Origin of the sequence: Lysobacter sp. ESA13C (assembly GCF_019970005.1) — a bacterium.
GTDB classification, from domain to species: domain Bacteria; phylum Pseudomonadota; class Gammaproteobacteria; order Xanthomonadales; family Xanthomonadaceae; genus Lysobacter; species Lysobacter antibioticus_B.
In genome coordinates this window covers 300,919-317,933 of sequence record NZ_JAHXYK010000001.1, presented here as the reverse complement: position 1 = coordinate 317,933, position 17,015 = coordinate 300,919, and the positions used below count along the sequence as shown (strand labels likewise).

Here is a 17,015-nt window from a genome sequence, read left to right as displayed (position 1 = left end):
CAGATCTCGCGATGTCGGCGGGCGGGTCATCTCCGGTGTGTGGTCACGATCCAGGCACGCGAATCGAACCAGACGCCATCGGCCTGTTGGTGCTCGGTCAACAGACCGCGGAGGCGATCGAGGGCCTGTTCGCGTGGGCCGGTATCGAGGCGGGCGACCTTCTCCTGCACGGTAGAAAATCCGGAGACGAACTCGAAGGCGGCATCGACGTCGGTCCCGTAGAAGACGGGCTCATGCACTTCGTCGAACATCGGGGCAGCGAAGCCGGCGGCATCGAGAATGCGTTTGACGAAGTCCTGATCGCCCAGGGAGAAGGCGGGCGGAGCGGCGGGGGAGTTTTCGACTCCTGCTTCATCGGGCGGGAACGCGCTTTCGATGGCGGTGGCCCATTCGTTACGATCGCGCTGCTGCCACACCATCATCACCAGCCGTCCCTGCGGACGCAATGCGCTGCGTATGTTGGAGAAGGCCGCGAACGGATGCTCGAAGAACATCGTGCCGAATCGGCTGATGGCCACGTCGAAGGATTCGTGCGGCAGCCCATGTCGTTCGGCGTCGGCGCATGAGTATTCGACGTTGCCGAGCCTTGCTGCACGAGTGAGTTCCCGTGCGCGCTCGATCATCTCATCCGAGCGGTCGATACCTAGCGCAGACCCCGTTGCCGCGAGTTGCGCCGCTTCGCGTGTCGTCTGCCCGGTCCCGCAGCCGATGTCGAGGACCCGATCGGAAGCGAGGATGCCGTACGCGCGCCGCAACACGGCGTTGTGGCGTTGCAGCTCGAGGTCGTAGTCGATCATTCGGACGGCTCCTGGTTCGTGCTTCGGCTCCGGCGAGGACGGGTATCCCCGATAGGCGGCATGAAACTTGGCAGGCTAAGGACTCAAACGAACGCAAACCAGAGCCTGGGTACGAATCGCGGCGCCTGCGAGGGGGGCGGTGCTAGGATTCAAGAACAGCCGGGGTTACTCAGGGGTGATCGATGAACGAAAAGAACAGGAAGACGTTGCTTTGGGCGATGTTCGCCATCGCGATCGTCATCGCCTGAGGGACCTCGCTGGTAGTGGTCGCCTCCCGCTAGTGTTGAGGCGGCTGGATGAAAGCCGTCATCGCGCCCGCTGCAGACTCAGAAACTTGTACATGTTCTCGATGGCGCGTTGGCGCCGCGAGGAATCCATTCCGCCATCGTCGACCAATTCCAGCCCGGCGTCGGCGATCCGGTTCGAAACCACCGCGTTATCGATGTCGAGGTCTTCGCGGCGGACCAAGCCGGAGACCCGGTAGGTTTGTTGCATGCCGCTGACATCGAGCGCCAGCAGCCCCTGAATCTGCACGCTGCCGTCCGGCTTCACGGCGACCACCTCCGCCGGAATGATGGTCAGCAGGTCGTTGGACACGTCCTGAGAACTGCTGGCGGCCGGTGGCTTGGCCCAGGTCGATTTAAGCGCGAACACCCTGATGGCATCGCCGACATGATGCGCAGGCTGGACCGCCGGGTAGCCGAGATAGTCGTTGACGTCGACCGGGCTTTTGAGCGGCAACGAGGACGCCGGCGGCGGCGCCATCGGCATCGGTGGCGCCTCCAGCACCACTCCGGATGGCTCCGGCGGCGGAGGCGGAATCGGCGGCGGCGCCGGGCTCCGAGCCAGGACCGGTCCGCTGCACAGGGCCGCGACCATCAGCAGGGCCGGGATCGACACATGGCGGGTATCGGCTTGCGTACTCATCTGAAAAGTCCTTTTCTCTTGCGGTAGCGGGGGAAGCCCAGGCCGGTCTCAGTTCTCGGCCGCATCGAATCTGCCTGCGTAAGCATACGCGGATGTCGACGAAGACCGCTGGCGTCGCGAGCAGCGAAACGGCTTCGGCTTGTCGGCCATCGCGATCACTTCCCCTGCGCTTGCTCACGGCACCAGTGGTCGATGGCCGCCTGATTCTGCCGTTCCTTGGCCAGTGCGCAGTTCTCGGCGATCTCTCGCTCCGAGTCGGGTAGGTCGGCGGCTTTCTCTCTGGCAGGGAATGCGCATGCGGACAGAAGGCAGAGCAAGATCAGCGCCGAAAGCGCGGCGGCAGAGTGTGGCTTCATCTTGACGGCGGATACTCGGATTGAGCCGAGCCGCGGGGCGGCTTCGGTCGGTTGGATTACTCACGCTCGGTGCGGGCCGACGCCCGCCGGCAATCGGCGACCTCAGCCGGAGCCGCTGCAAAACACCGGCGGAAGGATATGCGAGGCCACCTCGACCGCAAAATAGATCAGCCATATCGCGACGCCCAGCCAGATCAACTCGAACGCTCTCAGGTAGGCGACCGTCAGCAGCAGGATCAGCGCCGGGACGCCGAGGACCACCAGGCAGGCCAGGAACACATAGGCGCCACCCCAACAACCGAAGACCCCGGTGCTTAAGGAGACGACTGAAGCGGCTGCCAGCAGCAGTGCCAGGATCAGGCAGGCGATCGCGCAGATACGCGCGCGGCGATGGCGTTTCGTCAGCCGGGCATCCACCGGCGGCGGATTGGTTGCGAGCGGCCCTTGGTGGGTCATGGGGCCAGCTCGCGTTGCTGCCGGTCGGCCTGCGCCCGGCATCGACAGGAAAACACCCAATCCAGGATCAGCGCCACCGATACGAATAACAGGAGTACCAGTCCGGAAAAGATCACGCCCAGCATCGACAGAGCCCAGGCCATCAAAGCGGCGTTCTTCCATACATCGAACAGGCCGGCCGCCAGCATGCAGACAAGCAGCGGAACGAACTCGATGAAGAGGTAGCCGGCCACCGCACGACGCGCCGCTTTGCAAAGCCGCGGCCGCCAGGACGGGCGCAACCAGCCCGCTACCGGCAGTACGCCGAGCAGGACGATCCAGGGGCCGAATACGAGGTGCAGCGGCAGGTCGCTGGTTCCGCTCGCCCCGAACTGCGCCTGGGCCTGGCCGATACACGCCATGAGCGCCAGTAAAAACGCCGCGATCCGTGCGGAGCGCCGATACCGATCGTTCAAACTGGAATCCTTTCGATGTTGAAGGCGCGATGATCCGATTGAATTGCCTTGATAACGCCAGGCGCCGGCAACAGCAAGTGCGGCCGTCTCCAGCGAATCCTAAGTCGCTGATTCGTATGCGTGCACAACGCTCGGCCGAGGACAGGTCTGGAGAACGCCGACAGCAGAGAGGGGGGCGGTCTTGGGCCGCACTCGCTAGGCGGGGATCGGTCGCCGATTACGGGCTATCGCCATAACCCAGCAAGAAGCCTTTCCGTGGTGCCGCGGCGACAGCGGAGAACGGACTGAAAGAGCCGTTTCGCCATCTTGCTACGGCGCGCGCGCGCTCCAGCAATGCTTGCCCCGAAGTCCACCGCATCGAGACCGGGTCTTGTCTCTCGTCTCTTTGGAGCTGAGCCGCGCTTGCGCGGCATACGGAAATGCAAAGGCCGGCCCAGGAAGCGGATGTCCGGTTCAGAACTGATGTGTCGCACTAACCGAGTAGTAGCGTCCGATCGGGTCGCTGTCGGCAATAGTGTAGCCACCGTTGCTGTAGTTGTAGTTGCCGGGATGGCGATCGCCAAGGTTGTTAATGTTGAGGCTGAACAGCCAACGTTTGAGGCCGCGGTAAGCGATATCGATGCCGGCCAAGGTCGTGCTGGGCGTACGGCGCGTGTGGTCGACGTTACTGCCGTAAGTGAAGGTAGTGCTTGGCCCCGGCACGGACACCGTCGTTGGCCCTATGTAGTACAGATTGAGCGTTACGATCCAATCGCGATAGCTCCAGCGAACATCGCCCAGCACGCTTCGGCTGGGCATTTCGATGCCGGCATGGTCCTCGATCGGCGCGGACGGACGATGCTGCCGGAGCAGGCGATGCGTGTAGTGGCCGCTCAGGCTGAAATCGAGGTCGCCCCAGCGCTGCGTCTGGTGACTGTACTCGGCCTCGATCTCCCAGCCACGCACTTCGGTGCTGCCGACATTATCGAGATAGCTGGCGACGGCGACCAGCTCGCCGTTTTCGTCGCGAATCAAGGCTTCCGGGGACAGTTCGTCGAGACCCAGCGCATTGATCGGCAGAATCTCGTTCCTGCGCCGGATGCGATAGTGACTGCCGGTCAGCGAGAAGTCTTCGCTGGGGGTCCAGGTCAAACCGAGATTGCGGTTGGTCGATGTCTCCGGCTTCAGCCTCGGGTTGACTCGTGCGCGTAGGTCGACGGCGCAATAGTCGTCGAACTCGTCACGGCAGGGGCGGGTCGAATCGTCGGCGGGGACGTAGGAAAGCGTCTGTTGCTTGATCAGCAGCGGGCCACGCAGCTCGGCCAATGTAGGCGCACGATAACCCTCTCCAACCGAGGCGCGCAGACTCAGCGACTGAAAAGCTTGCCAGCGCAGACCGAACATGGGGGAGATCTGATCGCCGTAGCCCCGGTTGCGATCCAAACGCCAGGCCGCGTCCATCGAGAGGTTATGGTGCAGCGGCGCCTTGAGCTCGGCATAGACCGCGGCTGCATCGCGGTGGTCGCTTCGACCCTGGAAGTCCATCGCCAGCGCGATATCGCCTTTCGTCAGCAAGGGGTCCGGCCGGTTGCTCAGATGCTCGTGACGGGCTTCGAATCCGGCCGCGACCTGGACGTCGCCGGCGGGTAATGCGAACAGCGGACCGTCCACGCTGCCGGACAAGGTTTCCAGCGACATCTTCCCGCCCAATACGATGGGAGGCGAAAGCTTGGCGAGCACGGCATCGGAATTCCTGTCCACCCGATTGAAACGATAGCTTCGATCGTCGACGACCGACCCGAGAGCCGACAGGCAGATCAAGCCATTGATGCGATTGGCGACCTCGTTGTCGCGGCGCGACAGACTCAGATCCCAGGCCCAAGTTCGGCGGTAGCCGTTTATGCCGATGGTGTAGTCCCGGTTGGTGGTAACGACCCGATTGCCGATCGGCCCCACGTCGGAGAACCAATAATTCAAGAACGAATAGTCGCGAGCTCTTTCGCTATCGGGGTGCTCGCCGGACAGCGGCATCACCCCATGGCTCGGAGCGTTGCGCAGCTCCAGCCCGACCCGGGACAGGCGCAGATCGGCGTAGGCCTCGAGGTTCTCGCTGATCGGCTGACGCAGGTGGGCGTACAAGGAGTTGCTGGCGATACCGGGTTGCAGACTGCTGTAGCGCGGAGCGTCGAAACCGCACTCGACGCCGGATGGCGTGGGATCGCGATTGCGGCAGCCTGCGATCGGGAGCACGTTGCCGTCGTCCTGCAGGAAGCCCAGTGTGATCCGCCGATCGGTCCCGCCGAATCGCCGTCGATCGAGTGTGCTCCAAGAGCGCTGGCTGCCGATCAGCGGATTACGGGTGAAGTGATCGGCGCTGACGAAAACGTTGCCGCCGCTGCGCGTCTGCGCGCCGAAGCTGGCGTACTCGCGTTGCTGCTCGGCGTCGCCGCGCTGGGACACGCCAAAATTGCTGCCGACCTCGGCCCCGCGGTAGTCCTTCTTCAGGATGATGTTGACTACGCCGGCCATCGCGTCGGCGCCGTAGATGGCCGACGCTCCACCGCGAGCGATCTCGATGTGATCGACCATGCTCAAGGGAATGCCGTTGAGGTCGGTCAACGCGCCCATATCGGTCGAGACCAGGCCGTAGTTGGCCATGCGTCGTCCATCGACGAGAAACAAGGTCGCGCGCGGGCCGAGCGAGTACAAACTGGCCGAAGCCGCGGCTGCCGTCGGCACTTGGCTGTTGCCGCCCTCGCTGGCGATATTGCGGGGATGGTGACCGGTCATGCCCGGCATCAAGCGCAGCACATCGAACAAGGTCTGATGGCCGCTGGCGCGAATCTGCTCTTGCGTGATCAGCGTCAAAGGCAGTGCGCTCTCAAGCCCCGCGCGCTTAATCCGGCTTCCAGTGACGTGGACCGTGTCCAACTGGGTCGGAGACCTCGGCGAGGAGGTCGCCTTCGGCGCTGCCGGCCTCGCGTCGGTCCGCGGGCGCGGTGTGGGCTGAAGCAGGTAAACATTGGCTTTTACCGCGACTGCGGTGAGGCCGGTCCCTTCCAGTAATCGAGCCAGGCCCTCACGAACTCCGGGATGGCCTCTGAGGCCCGCGCTGCGCCGTTTGGCCACCAAGGCGGGCGAATAGATCAACTGCACGTCTTTGCGAGAGGCGAAGGCGTTGAGCGCATCGTCCAAGGCGCCGGGCGGAATGCTATAGCCACCGGGCGGAGCAGCGCTCGCTGAGGCCTGATAAGCCACCGCGACTTGCGGGGCCGTCAGTGAGAGGAAAACGATGAATGCGTGAGAAAATCTGGCCATACATAACCGTATCGATCAGACCCAAGCGGATTCCGGACGCCTGGCTTCTATGGCGAAATCGAACCATAGCATCGCCGCTGGGCTGATGGACTCGGCCGCATCGGACTTCAACGGTCTGAACCGCACGGTGCGTACCGGCGGTTGGAGGCGCATACGTTATCGTCCTCATGTGCGGCGCACATCGCGCCGAAAATGTCACACATGAACGATGTCACACATGACGGGGCCGAGCGCTCTCGGGACGTTCCGGCATGTCATGGAATACGTGCTGGATGGTCGCGTCGTGCGTACCGGGATGGACCTCGACGCATCTCACCTACCAACAGTCGGGCCGTAACGCTCCGAACCCGCGGCGCATCGTGCGCAAGGCGAGATCGCCCCGAAGCCGTAAGCCAACGGGTTTCGGTGCGAGGGCTGGTCAGGCGGCTGCACGGAGCGAGCCGTCCGAACGGTGTGCGGGCGCAGTCAACGTGCCGCGAACGCATCGTTCGCGGCACGTCGTGCGCTGTACTTACTGCGGCGCGTCCTGCAACACGATGTCGTCGAGGTAGAAGCTGGCGTTGTGATTGGCCGAGCCGCCCGAGCCCACCAACAGCACCCACACGCTCGCGGTCAGCGCGGGCGGTTGCACATCGGCGACCACCTGGGTCCACTCGTCGCCGGCCGCGCCTAGCGAAACGTCGCTGAACGAGGTTTCTTCATCGCCGGTCGCCGGCTTGCCGTCCTCTTTGAGCCAGCGCAGGCGCACGCGCGCGTTGGCGGGCAGCGGCGGGGTGCCGGCGACACGCTTGACCCAGAAGCTCAAGCGCTTGGCGGCGTTGTCGGACAAGTAGCCGGGATGGTTGGCGAGGGCCACGCCCCAGTAGCTGTCCTCGGCCACCACCTGCAGGCTGTGCGCGCCGCCGTGGCCGACATCGGCGCGGGCGATGCGGCTGCCGTACCACGCGGTCCACAGACCGGCCGACGCTTCCAGGGTGGCGGTTTGCGGATCGAGCAGGTTGAACGACGAGCCGTCGGTGGTGCTGCCGGCGTCCTGCAGATAGGGCGCGGCCTGCCAGCTCTTGAAGCTCATCGTCTCGCCGTAACGCTTGGCGAAACGCCAGGGGCCGTAGTAGTGGTTGTTGGCGAAGCGGTTGTTGTTGTTGAACATCACATCGTTCTGCACCTGCTGCACGGTGTACGGCGACCAACTCAGGTTGTTGTCGCCGGTGGCGTACAGCGCCTGCGCGCCGCAGAAGCTGGAACTGCCGCACGGCACCACCGCCGGATCGAAGTAGAACTCGTTGCCGGTCACCTCGATGTTCTTGGCGTGCCAGCGGCAGTCGCGTTGCAAGGCCGCATCGCCGTTGATCTGGGTGTAGCACGGGTGCAGATGACTGACCGGATCGGGGTACTTGCTCGGATTTTTCGGATCCGGACGCACGATCAGCGCCGGGTGGACGAAGGGCGTGCAGTACACCTGGCTGGTGTTGCCGTTGGAGTTGCAGAAGCGATTGGAGCTCTCGTAGATCGACACCCCGGAGAAATTGTTCTCGAAGTAGTTGTCGTAGATGCGCAGCAGGTCCGAACCGCTGACGTCCTTGGGCAGGCGGCTGTCGCCGCCGGATTCGGACAGGTAGATCGCCGGCGCCGGCGCGCCGAGGTCGGAGGTGCCCGAGGTCCAGCCGTTGTTGATGAAGGTGTTGGCGCGGATGGTGGCGTTGTAGCTGATCTCGTACCAGATGCCGACGCCGGCGTTGTCGCGGATGTAATTGTTCTCGAACAGGAAGTCGATGTTGTTGGTGTCGGCCCACAGGCCGGTGCCGCGGTTGTCGTGGACGTAGTTGCCGACGATCTTGGCGCCGCGCACGTCCCAGAACTTGCCGCCGCCGGTGCAGCCGCACTTGGTGCTGGCTTCCCAGTCGTCGACGTTGTTGCCGGCGATCTCGTTGTGGCTCAGCTCGATATCGACGATGGCCGAACGGCCCGGCGCCGGTTGCTCGGGCGTCGGCGGACCCTCGCTCTGCAGCGGCTTTTTGTACATGCTGAAGCCGTACTGGCCGTTGTCCTTCAGGCAGTTGAAGCTGACCTTGTTGTGGCTGCCGAGGAACACGCCGGCCCCGCGGTTGTTGGCGATGGTGTTGTACTCGATCGTCCAGTGGTCGCCGGCGTCGTGGTTGACCACGCCCTGGTCGAAGTTGCCGTAGTCTTCCGTCGGGTCGTCGCTATAGCGGCCGAAGTTGCGGATGGTCAGGTAGCGCACCACGACGTTCTGCGCCGTGTTGGTGAAGGCGTAGTGGTTGCGGTTCTGGCCGTCGATGATCGCGCCGGGCCCGCCCAGATAGGTATTGCCGTCCTGGGCGATGATCTGGCTGTACTTGTCCGTGCCGAGGGTGTGCACGCCCGGCTCGAACCAGAAGGTCACGCCGGCGCGCCGGAAATCGAAACCGCTGTTGTCGCCGGCCGGGACTACGATCGCACCTTGCGGCGGCGCCGCCGGGCCGCGCGGCATGACGCCGGCCTGGCAATAATTCGCCGGCGGCTCGCTCGGCCACATCAAGCCCGCATGGGCCTGGCCTTCGCCGCCGAGGCGCGGTTGCGCCGCGATGGCCGGGGCGACGATCAGCCCGCTTAAAAACAAAACCGGCAGCATGCGCGTTACGCGCCTGCACCGGGACGATGAGTTACGAGAGTCGATAGCCACTGCGCAATTCCCTGGACGATGACGGTGTGAAAGTAGTCGGCGGCGATCGCAGGCAACGCGACCGGCCCGCTCTGGCCACGGCGGCCGGCGGACGGAACCTCAACGGGCTCCGCCCGGGCTGCTGGCAGATCGGACCGGACGTTGATGCCATGCGCCGCCATGCCGTCGTAGTGGCTGTCGTCATGGCATCTGTACGTTTGTGATGCTTATCGCGATAAGTCCGCGTATTTGCGCGCTCGGACGAGAGGCAAGGGGCGCGATCGTGTTATGCGCCCAGAACCGAACGCATTTTGTGGAAGGCCGCCAGCACCGGGCTTTCGCAGAGGCGTGCGGACGAGCCAGGGGCAGGGCTGGAAATCGGCTCGCCCAGCGGACCCGGAGTCCGCTTTTTTGCCGATTGAAACCGACTCGAATCAGTCCGAGCCGGCGCCTGCCGGTACGGGCGTCTTGATGCTGCCGCCGTCCGGAACTGCGGAATGAAGATTGAGCCAATTCGCGTCGGCGCCGCGCATGCCGGTGCGTGCAATCAAGGCTTCGCGCTCGGCCGGACTGCAGTCGCCGGACATTGATCCCGGTTCGAATATTCGATGCAGCTCGAGTTCCAGAACGGCGTCGCCCCTTCGCCGCGCCTCGCGGTGCAGGGCACCGCCCAGCGCCGTCGCCTTGGCGCGGTCGCCGCGTTCGAGTGCATCGGCGGCTTCGAGCAGATCGAGCCGGGCGATCACGTTCCAGGCATCGTTCGGTATCAGGCGACGCGCGTCCGCGACCAGATCGCGGCTGCGCGCCCAATCGCCGCGCGCGGCGGCATTCTCGGCCTGGCCGGCCAGGGCTCTGGCTAGCAGCAAGGCATAACCCGCAGACTGGATCGGCTGCAGCATTTGCGCGTAGAGCCGTTGCGAACGGTCGAACTCGCCCAGACGTGTCGCCAGGCTGGCGTCTTCCAAGGACGCGACCCATCGATCGGTTGCGCCCGAGGGCAGTGCCTGCTCCGCTTGCTCCAATAAGGCCTTGGCCTGGGGCCGGTCGCCAGCGAGCATTTCGGCCCGGCTGCGAAGGCTCAACGCCAAGTGGCGCAGGCTCTCTCGGTCGCCTTTTGCGCATCGGTCTATGTTTGCGCGCGCTTTGGCCGGCTCTCCCATGGTCAACAAGGCCTGCGAACGCAGGCAGATCAATGTTGTGAGCATCTCCGAGTCGGGCTGCCCGGCGGGAGTCGGCGGAAAGATTCCTTCGGCATGGTCGATGATCTTCAAGGCTTGAGCGTACTCGCCGCGCACCAGGCTCATGTCGGCAGCGTAGAGGCTGGAAGACATGCGCTGCGCGCTGGGCAGTTTCATCTCGGAGAGCTGCTTGAATCGGGCCGAAGCGCTGCTCAGGCGGGCGCTGAGCAAATCGTCGGCCATCAACCATAGATTCAAGTCGGTCAGCGGAATCAGATCGCCGGTCGCGCTCGCGATCGCCGCCGCCTGGGTCAGCCGCGACCGATAACCGGCGATATCGCCGGCCCGTGCATGTTGATTCGCGCTGGCGATCAGAATGTGGATTTCCAGGCCGCGGTAGCCGGCGGCGTTGGCGCGTGCGAGCAACGCCTCCAAAGCGGGGTCGGCGCCGTCGGCCGGCAACGGGGCGGATAGCCGCGCCAGCACGCGCGCCTCCAAGGCGCCGGTGGCGTTGCCTCCCTTTTCGTACAGAACCGCGGCTTGCTCGAATTCGGGCGGCGTGCCGCGCTCGGGGAACTGCCCGGCATTCGCGCTGGCCAGCACCATGAGCGCATCGGCCTGCTCCAGATTCCATGCCGGACCGGCCTTTCGCGCCAGCTCCACTGCCTCCTTGGCGGCCGCGCGCATGCGCACCGGATCGCTGAGCACTGCGTAAGCGTTCGCCCGCAGCAACCATTTACCGACGCAGATGCAAGTGGTGTCGTTGTTGACCGGGCGATCCGCCAGTCGCTCCAGCGCTCGTTGCGGTTCGCCCGCTCTGATGAGCTGCCACGCATACTCAAGCTGGAGAGACACGGTCTCGGGGGAGCGATCGGCCAACTTGGCGTACGCCGCCAGAGCCTCGGGGCCGCGGGTCGGGTCGATCGCCAGGCGTTGAGCCTGCAGCAGTTCGATGACCGGCGGCGGCGATCCGGCCAGCAACTTCACGGCCTGGTCCATTTGCACCTTGGCCGCTGTGGCTTGAGCGAGACGAGCCTGTGCCAGCGCCAGCTGCATGCGCGCCAAGCCGAAACGCGGAGCGCGGGCGATCACTTCCTCGCCCAGATGCACCGCAGCGATCCAGTCGCCGTGCTTGAACGCCTGCGCTGCCTGCACGTAACGCTCGGCGGCATCGGCGCTGAGCTCGAGGGCCGGCCAGGGCTCGGCGTAAGCAGGTTGCAGGCGCTTCACGATCTGGCGGGACAAGGAATCGACCAAGGCCGGCAGGTCCGACCGATGACCTTCGACTTCCAGCCGCTGCTCCTTGCCGCGGTCCCTCAAACGGACATAAACCTTGATCTTTGCGGGGTCGCTCGGCGAGGTTGCCGACGACAGGAACAGCACTTTCACCGAACCCGGCGCGCCGGCGGCCAGTTGCGCTTCGTCGAGCAGATTGATGCCGGGCAGGCTGGCCAATTTCCAACCGAGCCATTGTTCGAGCAGTTCCGCCGGCCAGCGAGCCGCGCGGCTATCGTCTTCTATCGTGACCAAGGCTACGGTGAGCTGCGGTTCGGCAGGCGAGGTGCGCTGATTGAAAAACCATGCGCTTGCGATCGCGGCCAGGCCGATTGCCGCCAGTGCCAGCAGCCGAACACGGTGGCGCGACCACGCACTGCGCGTCGACCTGGCTGCTTCGAGCGAGGGCGTCGGCGCGTCGACCTGCGCGGGAGTCGATTCCGCGGGCTGCTCGGCCGCCGGTTCTGCAGGTATCGCCGCCGACGGCGGTTCACTGACCGAACGTACCGGCTCGGGCGCCTGAAAGACGTAGCCGCTCTTGGCCACGGTGCGGATCCATGACTTGCGCTCTTCGCCCAGCGCCTTGCGCAACAGCCATACCGTCTGCGACAGGTTGGTGTCTTCGACGATCAATCCCGGCCACAGGCGTTCGAACAATTCGGTGCGCGTGTGAAGCTTGTCGGGTTCGGCCAGGAACAGCACCAGCAGATCGAATACCCGTTGCGGCACATCCGCGCTCTGCCCGGCGTGGATCAGCCGGCGAAAACGCAGATCGATGGTCAGATCGGCCAGCTGCAGGTAGCGGATGTCGGGAGGCCAGGGGCCGGTCATCGTGATCTCACCTCGCAAAGCAACTACGCCCGGGAAGACGATCCAGTGCAGCCGCGCTTTTCCGGGCAATCGATCGGCGGGCGAGAAACCCGCTCCGATCCGGCGAGCCTGCCAGCCGCATTCCGGAAGCGTGCGGCTAATGATGGTGGAACCAATCGGCATATTCGGCAAGGATCGACCGCCTTCTCGAGCGCAGGTCGGAAGGCGCTTCGTTCGACAGGTACATCGGCAACATGACTAAGGCGGCAGAGCCGCACCGACGCGGCCCAGGCGTCCCGCATCCGCTTGGCCGAGGCGGTCCCGCGAAACGACGGCGGCAACGCCGATATTCCTGCGGTTACGCTCCAATGCGGCCGATCCGCAATTCGAGTCGCGTCGGTAAGCCAGTCCAAACCGGGCTTCGGTTCGCAGGCGTATGTGTGACACCTTGGCCTCGCTTCAACGCCACGCCGCCAGGCCATGACGTTGAAAGCTACGTGCCCCCCACATGGCCCTGGTGGCGCCCGTCATGACATAGGCAAGCTGTGACTTGGACACGATCGCCGCCGGCGTCTGTATGCAAGGCAGCGACCGGTCAGGGGATCCTGGAGCGCTCGTCGGAAATATTCGGCTCGCTGCCAGCGCGCCTTCCAAGCTCAGTCGACGGCATTCCTCCAGGCTCAGACGGCCTTGAAATGAACCTGAGCCGCGTCGGCAGGCGCCGGTTGTCCCATCAGATAGCCCTGCAACTCGTCGCATCCGAGCTCGCGCAAGAAGTCGGCCTGACTGGTGGTTTCCACGCCTTCGGCCGCCACCCGCAGCCCCAGGTCCCGTCCCAAGGTCAGAATCGCCCGCGATACCGATGCGTCCAGAACGCTGTGCGGCAGCCCCCGCACGAAACTCTGGTCGATTTTCAGCTTGTCCCAGGCGAAGTGCTTCAGATAGGCGAGGCTAGAATGACCCGTGCCGAAATCGTCCAGCGTCAGCAGGGTCCCCAAGGACTTGAGCTTGCCAAGCTCATCCTTCACTCGAACCAGGTTCTCTAGCACCGAGCTTTCCGTCAGTTCGATTTCGAGCATATGGCCGGGCACCCGAAATTCCCGCAGTGCCTCGTCGACCGCGCGATGCAGGCCTGCGCGCCGCAGCTGTTGCGGCGATACGTTGACCGCGATCGTGAACCCGGTATAGCCGGCATCCAGCCAGAGGCGGATCTGGCGGCAGGCTTCGCGTATCACCCAGTCGCCGATTTCCCGGATCAGCCCCAAGCCTTCGGCTATCGGTATGAATCTATCCGGTGCGACGTCGCCGAGCACAGGGCTGCTCCAACGCAACAGCGATTCGAAGCCGGTCAGGCGCATATCCGAAGCCGAAAATTGAGGCTGGTATTGGAGCATCAGTTCGCCGGCCTGGACGGCCTCGCGTAACAGGCCGCCCATTACGATGCGGTCCTCGATGTCCTGCATGTCCTCGGTTTGGAACGGGCAAACACAGTTGCGGCCCAGAACCTTTCCGCGCTCCGCGGCGGCTTGGGCCCGGCGCATCAGATCCAGCGTAATGTCGCCATGCGCGGGGGCGTAGCTTATGCCGATCGTCGCGGTCAATAACACGCGGTAACCCTCGCCCTCGAACGGCAAGGTAAGCAGGTTCCGAATACTCTCGGCGAGACGTACGGCCGCGGCCGCATCGCCGCCTTGTTGGACGACGACAAACTCGTCGCTCGCAAAGTGACATACAGCGACCTGTTCGCTCGCGAGCGATTGCAGGCGAACGCCTACGGCCCTCAGAACCCCGTCGCCGTTCTTATGGCCAAGAGAGCCGTTGATTCCATGGAAGCGATCCAGGTCGATAAAGATCACCGCGGCGAACGCCCCAGCGTTCTCGACCGCCCGAATCATCTGAGGCTCCAGAACGGAATAGCGCACCAAGCCGGTTACGACGTCGTATCTAGCATGGTCGGCCTCCGCGGCAAGCAATCGCTTCTGCTCGGTAAGATCGCGAATGAAAGCGGTGAAATACGCCGCCGTCCCGCCATCGATCCGCGTCACTGTCAGCTCGACGGGGAACCTCTCGCCGCCTGCCCGAATGGCGACAAGCTCCAGTCTCCGGTCGAGGATGGTCGAGGTGCCGGTCATCAAATGCCGGCGAAAGCCCCGCCGATGGTTGTCCCGCACGTCTGGAGGGATGATGACTTCTGCGACCTCAAGGCCCATGACTTGCTCGCGCCTCCAGCCGAACACGCGCTCGGCGGCTGGATTGAACTCGGTTATCTGTCCGAGTTCGTCGATGACGATGATCGCGTCCAGAGCCGACTGCACGACGGCTCGATATCGCGCCTCGGTCCCAGGAGGGCTCGCGACGCTCTGGATTGTTACGTCTCGCATTGAACGCCCCTTCTAAGGCCGCGAGTTTCGCGTAATGCCAAGCAGCGTCACACCTATACACCTAAGCGTCGAACAATAGAAAGGCCGGAGAAAGGCCGGACGATTTACCTCTTCCCGCGGTTGGATCTTCGTTGGGCCGGCGGTTCGAGGGGCGCGTAAGTCCAGATGCAAGGCAGCTAGGAGCAGCAAGCGATGGCGCCGTTGAGTCTTTCACGGCCGTCTCCAGATGCCGGACCTCATAAAGTATCAGGCGCAATGAAGCCCATTAAGAGCCGATCTTCTCTCGCGTAACGAGAACCAGTACGCACATCGGCCAGCCGGTTTCTGAACAGCGCTACGGGGCGTATGCCGGACGTCGTTTGATGCAGGCAGAGCGCGCCATGGAGATGGTTTGCAGAAGCGAACACGACGGCATCTATCGAACAGCGGTAGTTCTCTGTGCCTTTGCGGGCATCGGAGCCGATCTCTCAGGGGAGCTTTCGGCTATCCGCATCCAGTGCTGGTCGTTCGACATTTCTGTCGGTTCGCATCGTTGCACTGCGCGAATCAGTACGAGGGCTGCGCTGCCAGAAGCCGGGGGAGGTCGGATCGGCGCACGTCGGTCCGGTCAGGCTCCAATCGGCTTGCGCGATCCCTGTTGCGGAGGGGCGCCTGCAGCGAGGCTCGCGAAAGTGCGAGTGCTCGCAAAGGTGCCGTCGTTGTCGGCGATGCACCTCTTTATGTGGGACGGGTCACTGCCGCCATCGCAACATTCAAGCTTTGGACTCACTCTGCGAACGCGACACGTCACATAATGAGTGAACGCAATGAGAGTCCGCGAGACCCTTAGTTTCCCGTTAGATTTCGTGCTTGTTCGTTAGATTCGGTGATGAAGCCGGACTCCGACTACGCCGTCTCGGAATCGGATCTCAATGGTCGGTATATCCAACAGCACCTGTCCATGAGCCGCGTCGACAAGGGCTTGGGCAGCCGACTCGTGCCTCTAACCACTGCGTTGCTGCCAGTTTAAAGGCGGCTTGAGCGTGGCTGATAGATCTGCGGGGCGAAGCGAGTCGCTCGGTTGGTTGTAGTCGAGACAGGTTGGATGGTTCTCCCCGGATCCATAAACGCTCATCCACGAACCCAGTAACGGAGAAAACTCATGACGGCGAAATCCGAAGACTTATTCGTTGAGATCGATGACGTAAAGCTGTGCTATCGGGTTGAAGGCGACCCATCGCACCCGCCCGTGTTGTTGATCATGGGCCTGAACTCGCAGCTGATCCATTGGCCGCAGCAACTCATCGACAAGCTGAAAGAGGAATATCTGGTCATCCGCTTCGACAACCGCGACAGCGGCTTGACCCGATGGCGGACCGGCGAGCCGCCTGCCGACGGCTATCGCCTTGTGGACATGGCCAATGACGCCATCCAGTTGCTGAAACACCTTGGGATCGACAGCGCCCATATCGTCGGGGCTTCGATGGGTGCCATGATCGCGCAAAGGCTGGTGATCAACTGTCCCGATCGAGCGCGCAGCCTATGCTCGATCATGAGCACCACCGGCAACATCTGGGTCGGATATGCGCAGCCCGGCGTCATCGGCGAGTTGATCAAGGAGCCGCCGTCCGACCAGGAAGGCGCGATCAATCATATCGCGGCGCTGTACGCTCTTATCGGTTCGAAAACCCATGCTGGCGAAGAGGCCCCACGTCGTCGAGCGCTTGCTGAGGCGGCTTACAAGCGTTCGCTCGATTCGAACGGCACTCCGGCCCATCCTGGCGGCGGTGCTCGTCAAGTGGGCGCGATCCTGCTCGCAGGCGATCGCACGAAGGAACTCAATGGCCTGACCCTGCCGACCCTGGTCATCCATGGCGACGAGGACGCGCTCATCCACATTTCCGGCGGCAAGGCCACTCGCAAGGCGATCCCTGGGGCCCAGTGGCTCGGAGACCCGGAGAAGGGGGTCGTGGGCATGGGGCACGATCTGCCGCAGCCGCTCCTCGACGCGGTCGCCAACGGGATCATCGATCATCTCAACACCGCCGACGAAACCGCCTGGAGGCCGATAGAAGGGACGAAAGGGCTAGGGGCACGGACTAACGCGGCCACTCCTTGACCTGAGCGCTGACCGGGTCATCGGTCACCTCGGTGGGTAGTCGTTGAATGGATGGGGACGTCACTGGCGGCCCCATCCATCGCGCGCGAACTGCGAGGCCCGATTCACCATACAGACCAAGGTGGCTGTGATCGAAGCCTGCGGCAGCATGATGCGACACCTCAAGCATCGGCTCAGCGAATGGCCCGCTGCGCGCATCAAGAGTCATCGTCGGGCAGGCGCTGACCGGCCAAGTCGCGGCGGATTTCACGCGATGTGCGGAGCCGTAACTGCGCGACACGGGCCCTAACCCGGACGCCTTTTGTCAAGCAGCAGCGTCGCGC

General features: G+C 63.8%; 9 protein-coding genes. 1 reads left to right on the top strand and 8 read right to left on the bottom strand.

Going from position 1 to position 17,015, the window contains the following annotated elements; translation table 11 throughout:
- Positions 1-26: 26 nt before the first annotated feature.
- The 8 genes from LC490_RS01465 to LC490_RS01430 form a co-directional block, all read right to left on the bottom strand.
- Complete coding sequence (locus tag LC490_RS01465) at positions 27-797, bottom strand: class I SAM-dependent methyltransferase (RefSeq protein WP_223619050.1); 771 nt, start codon at positions 795-797, stop codon at positions 27-29.
- A 306-nt stretch (positions 798-1,103) separates the two neighbouring features.
- Positions 1,104-1,697, bottom strand: coding sequence for a flagellar basal body L-ring protein FlgH (locus tag LC490_RS01460; RefSeq protein WP_223619049.1), 594 nt, complete (start codon positions 1,695-1,697; stop codon positions 1,104-1,106).
- Between the two features lie 485 nt (positions 1,698-2,182).
- A complete protein-coding gene (locus tag LC490_RS01455; protein WP_223619048.1) occupies positions 2,183-2,536 on the bottom strand; it encodes a hypothetical protein in 354 nt (117 codons plus the stop codon).
- Complete coding sequence (locus LC490_RS01450; RefSeq protein WP_223619047.1) at positions 2,533-2,991, bottom strand: hypothetical protein; 459 nt, start codon at positions 2,989-2,991, stop codon at positions 2,533-2,535. Before LC490_RS01450 ends, LC490_RS01455 begins: the two co-directional genes overlap by 4 nt.
- A gap of 453 nt (positions 2,992-3,444) precedes the next feature.
- Positions 3,445-6,288, bottom strand: a complete 2,844-nt coding sequence (locus tag LC490_RS01445; RefSeq protein ID WP_223619046.1) for a TonB-dependent receptor — start codon at positions 6,286-6,288, stop codon at positions 3,445-3,447.
- Positions 6,289-6,799: 511 nt separating this feature from the next.
- Positions 6,800-8,920 (bottom strand): right-handed parallel beta-helix repeat-containing protein, encoded by a 2,121-nt coding sequence (locus LC490_RS01440; RefSeq protein ID WP_223619045.1) that lies wholly within the window; start codon positions 8,918-8,920, stop codon positions 6,800-6,802.
- A 464-nt stretch (positions 8,921-9,384) separates the two neighbouring features.
- Entirely contained in the window at positions 9,385-12,396 is a 3,012-nt protein-coding gene (locus LC490_RS01435; protein WP_223619289.1) for a winged helix-turn-helix domain-containing protein, read from the bottom strand.
- 497 nt (positions 12,397-12,893) lie between these two features.
- Positions 12,894-14,594, bottom strand: coding sequence for a GGDEF domain-containing phosphodiesterase (locus LC490_RS01430; protein WP_223619044.1), 1,701 nt, complete (start codon positions 14,592-14,594; stop codon positions 12,894-12,896).
- 1,141 nt (positions 14,595-15,735) lie between these two features.
- Here LC490_RS01430 and LC490_RS01425 point away from each other — a divergent pair.
- Entirely contained in the window at positions 15,736-16,692 is a 957-nt protein-coding gene (locus tag LC490_RS01425) for an alpha/beta hydrolase (RefSeq protein WP_223619043.1), read from the top strand.
- Positions 16,693-17,015: the final 323 nt, after the last annotated feature.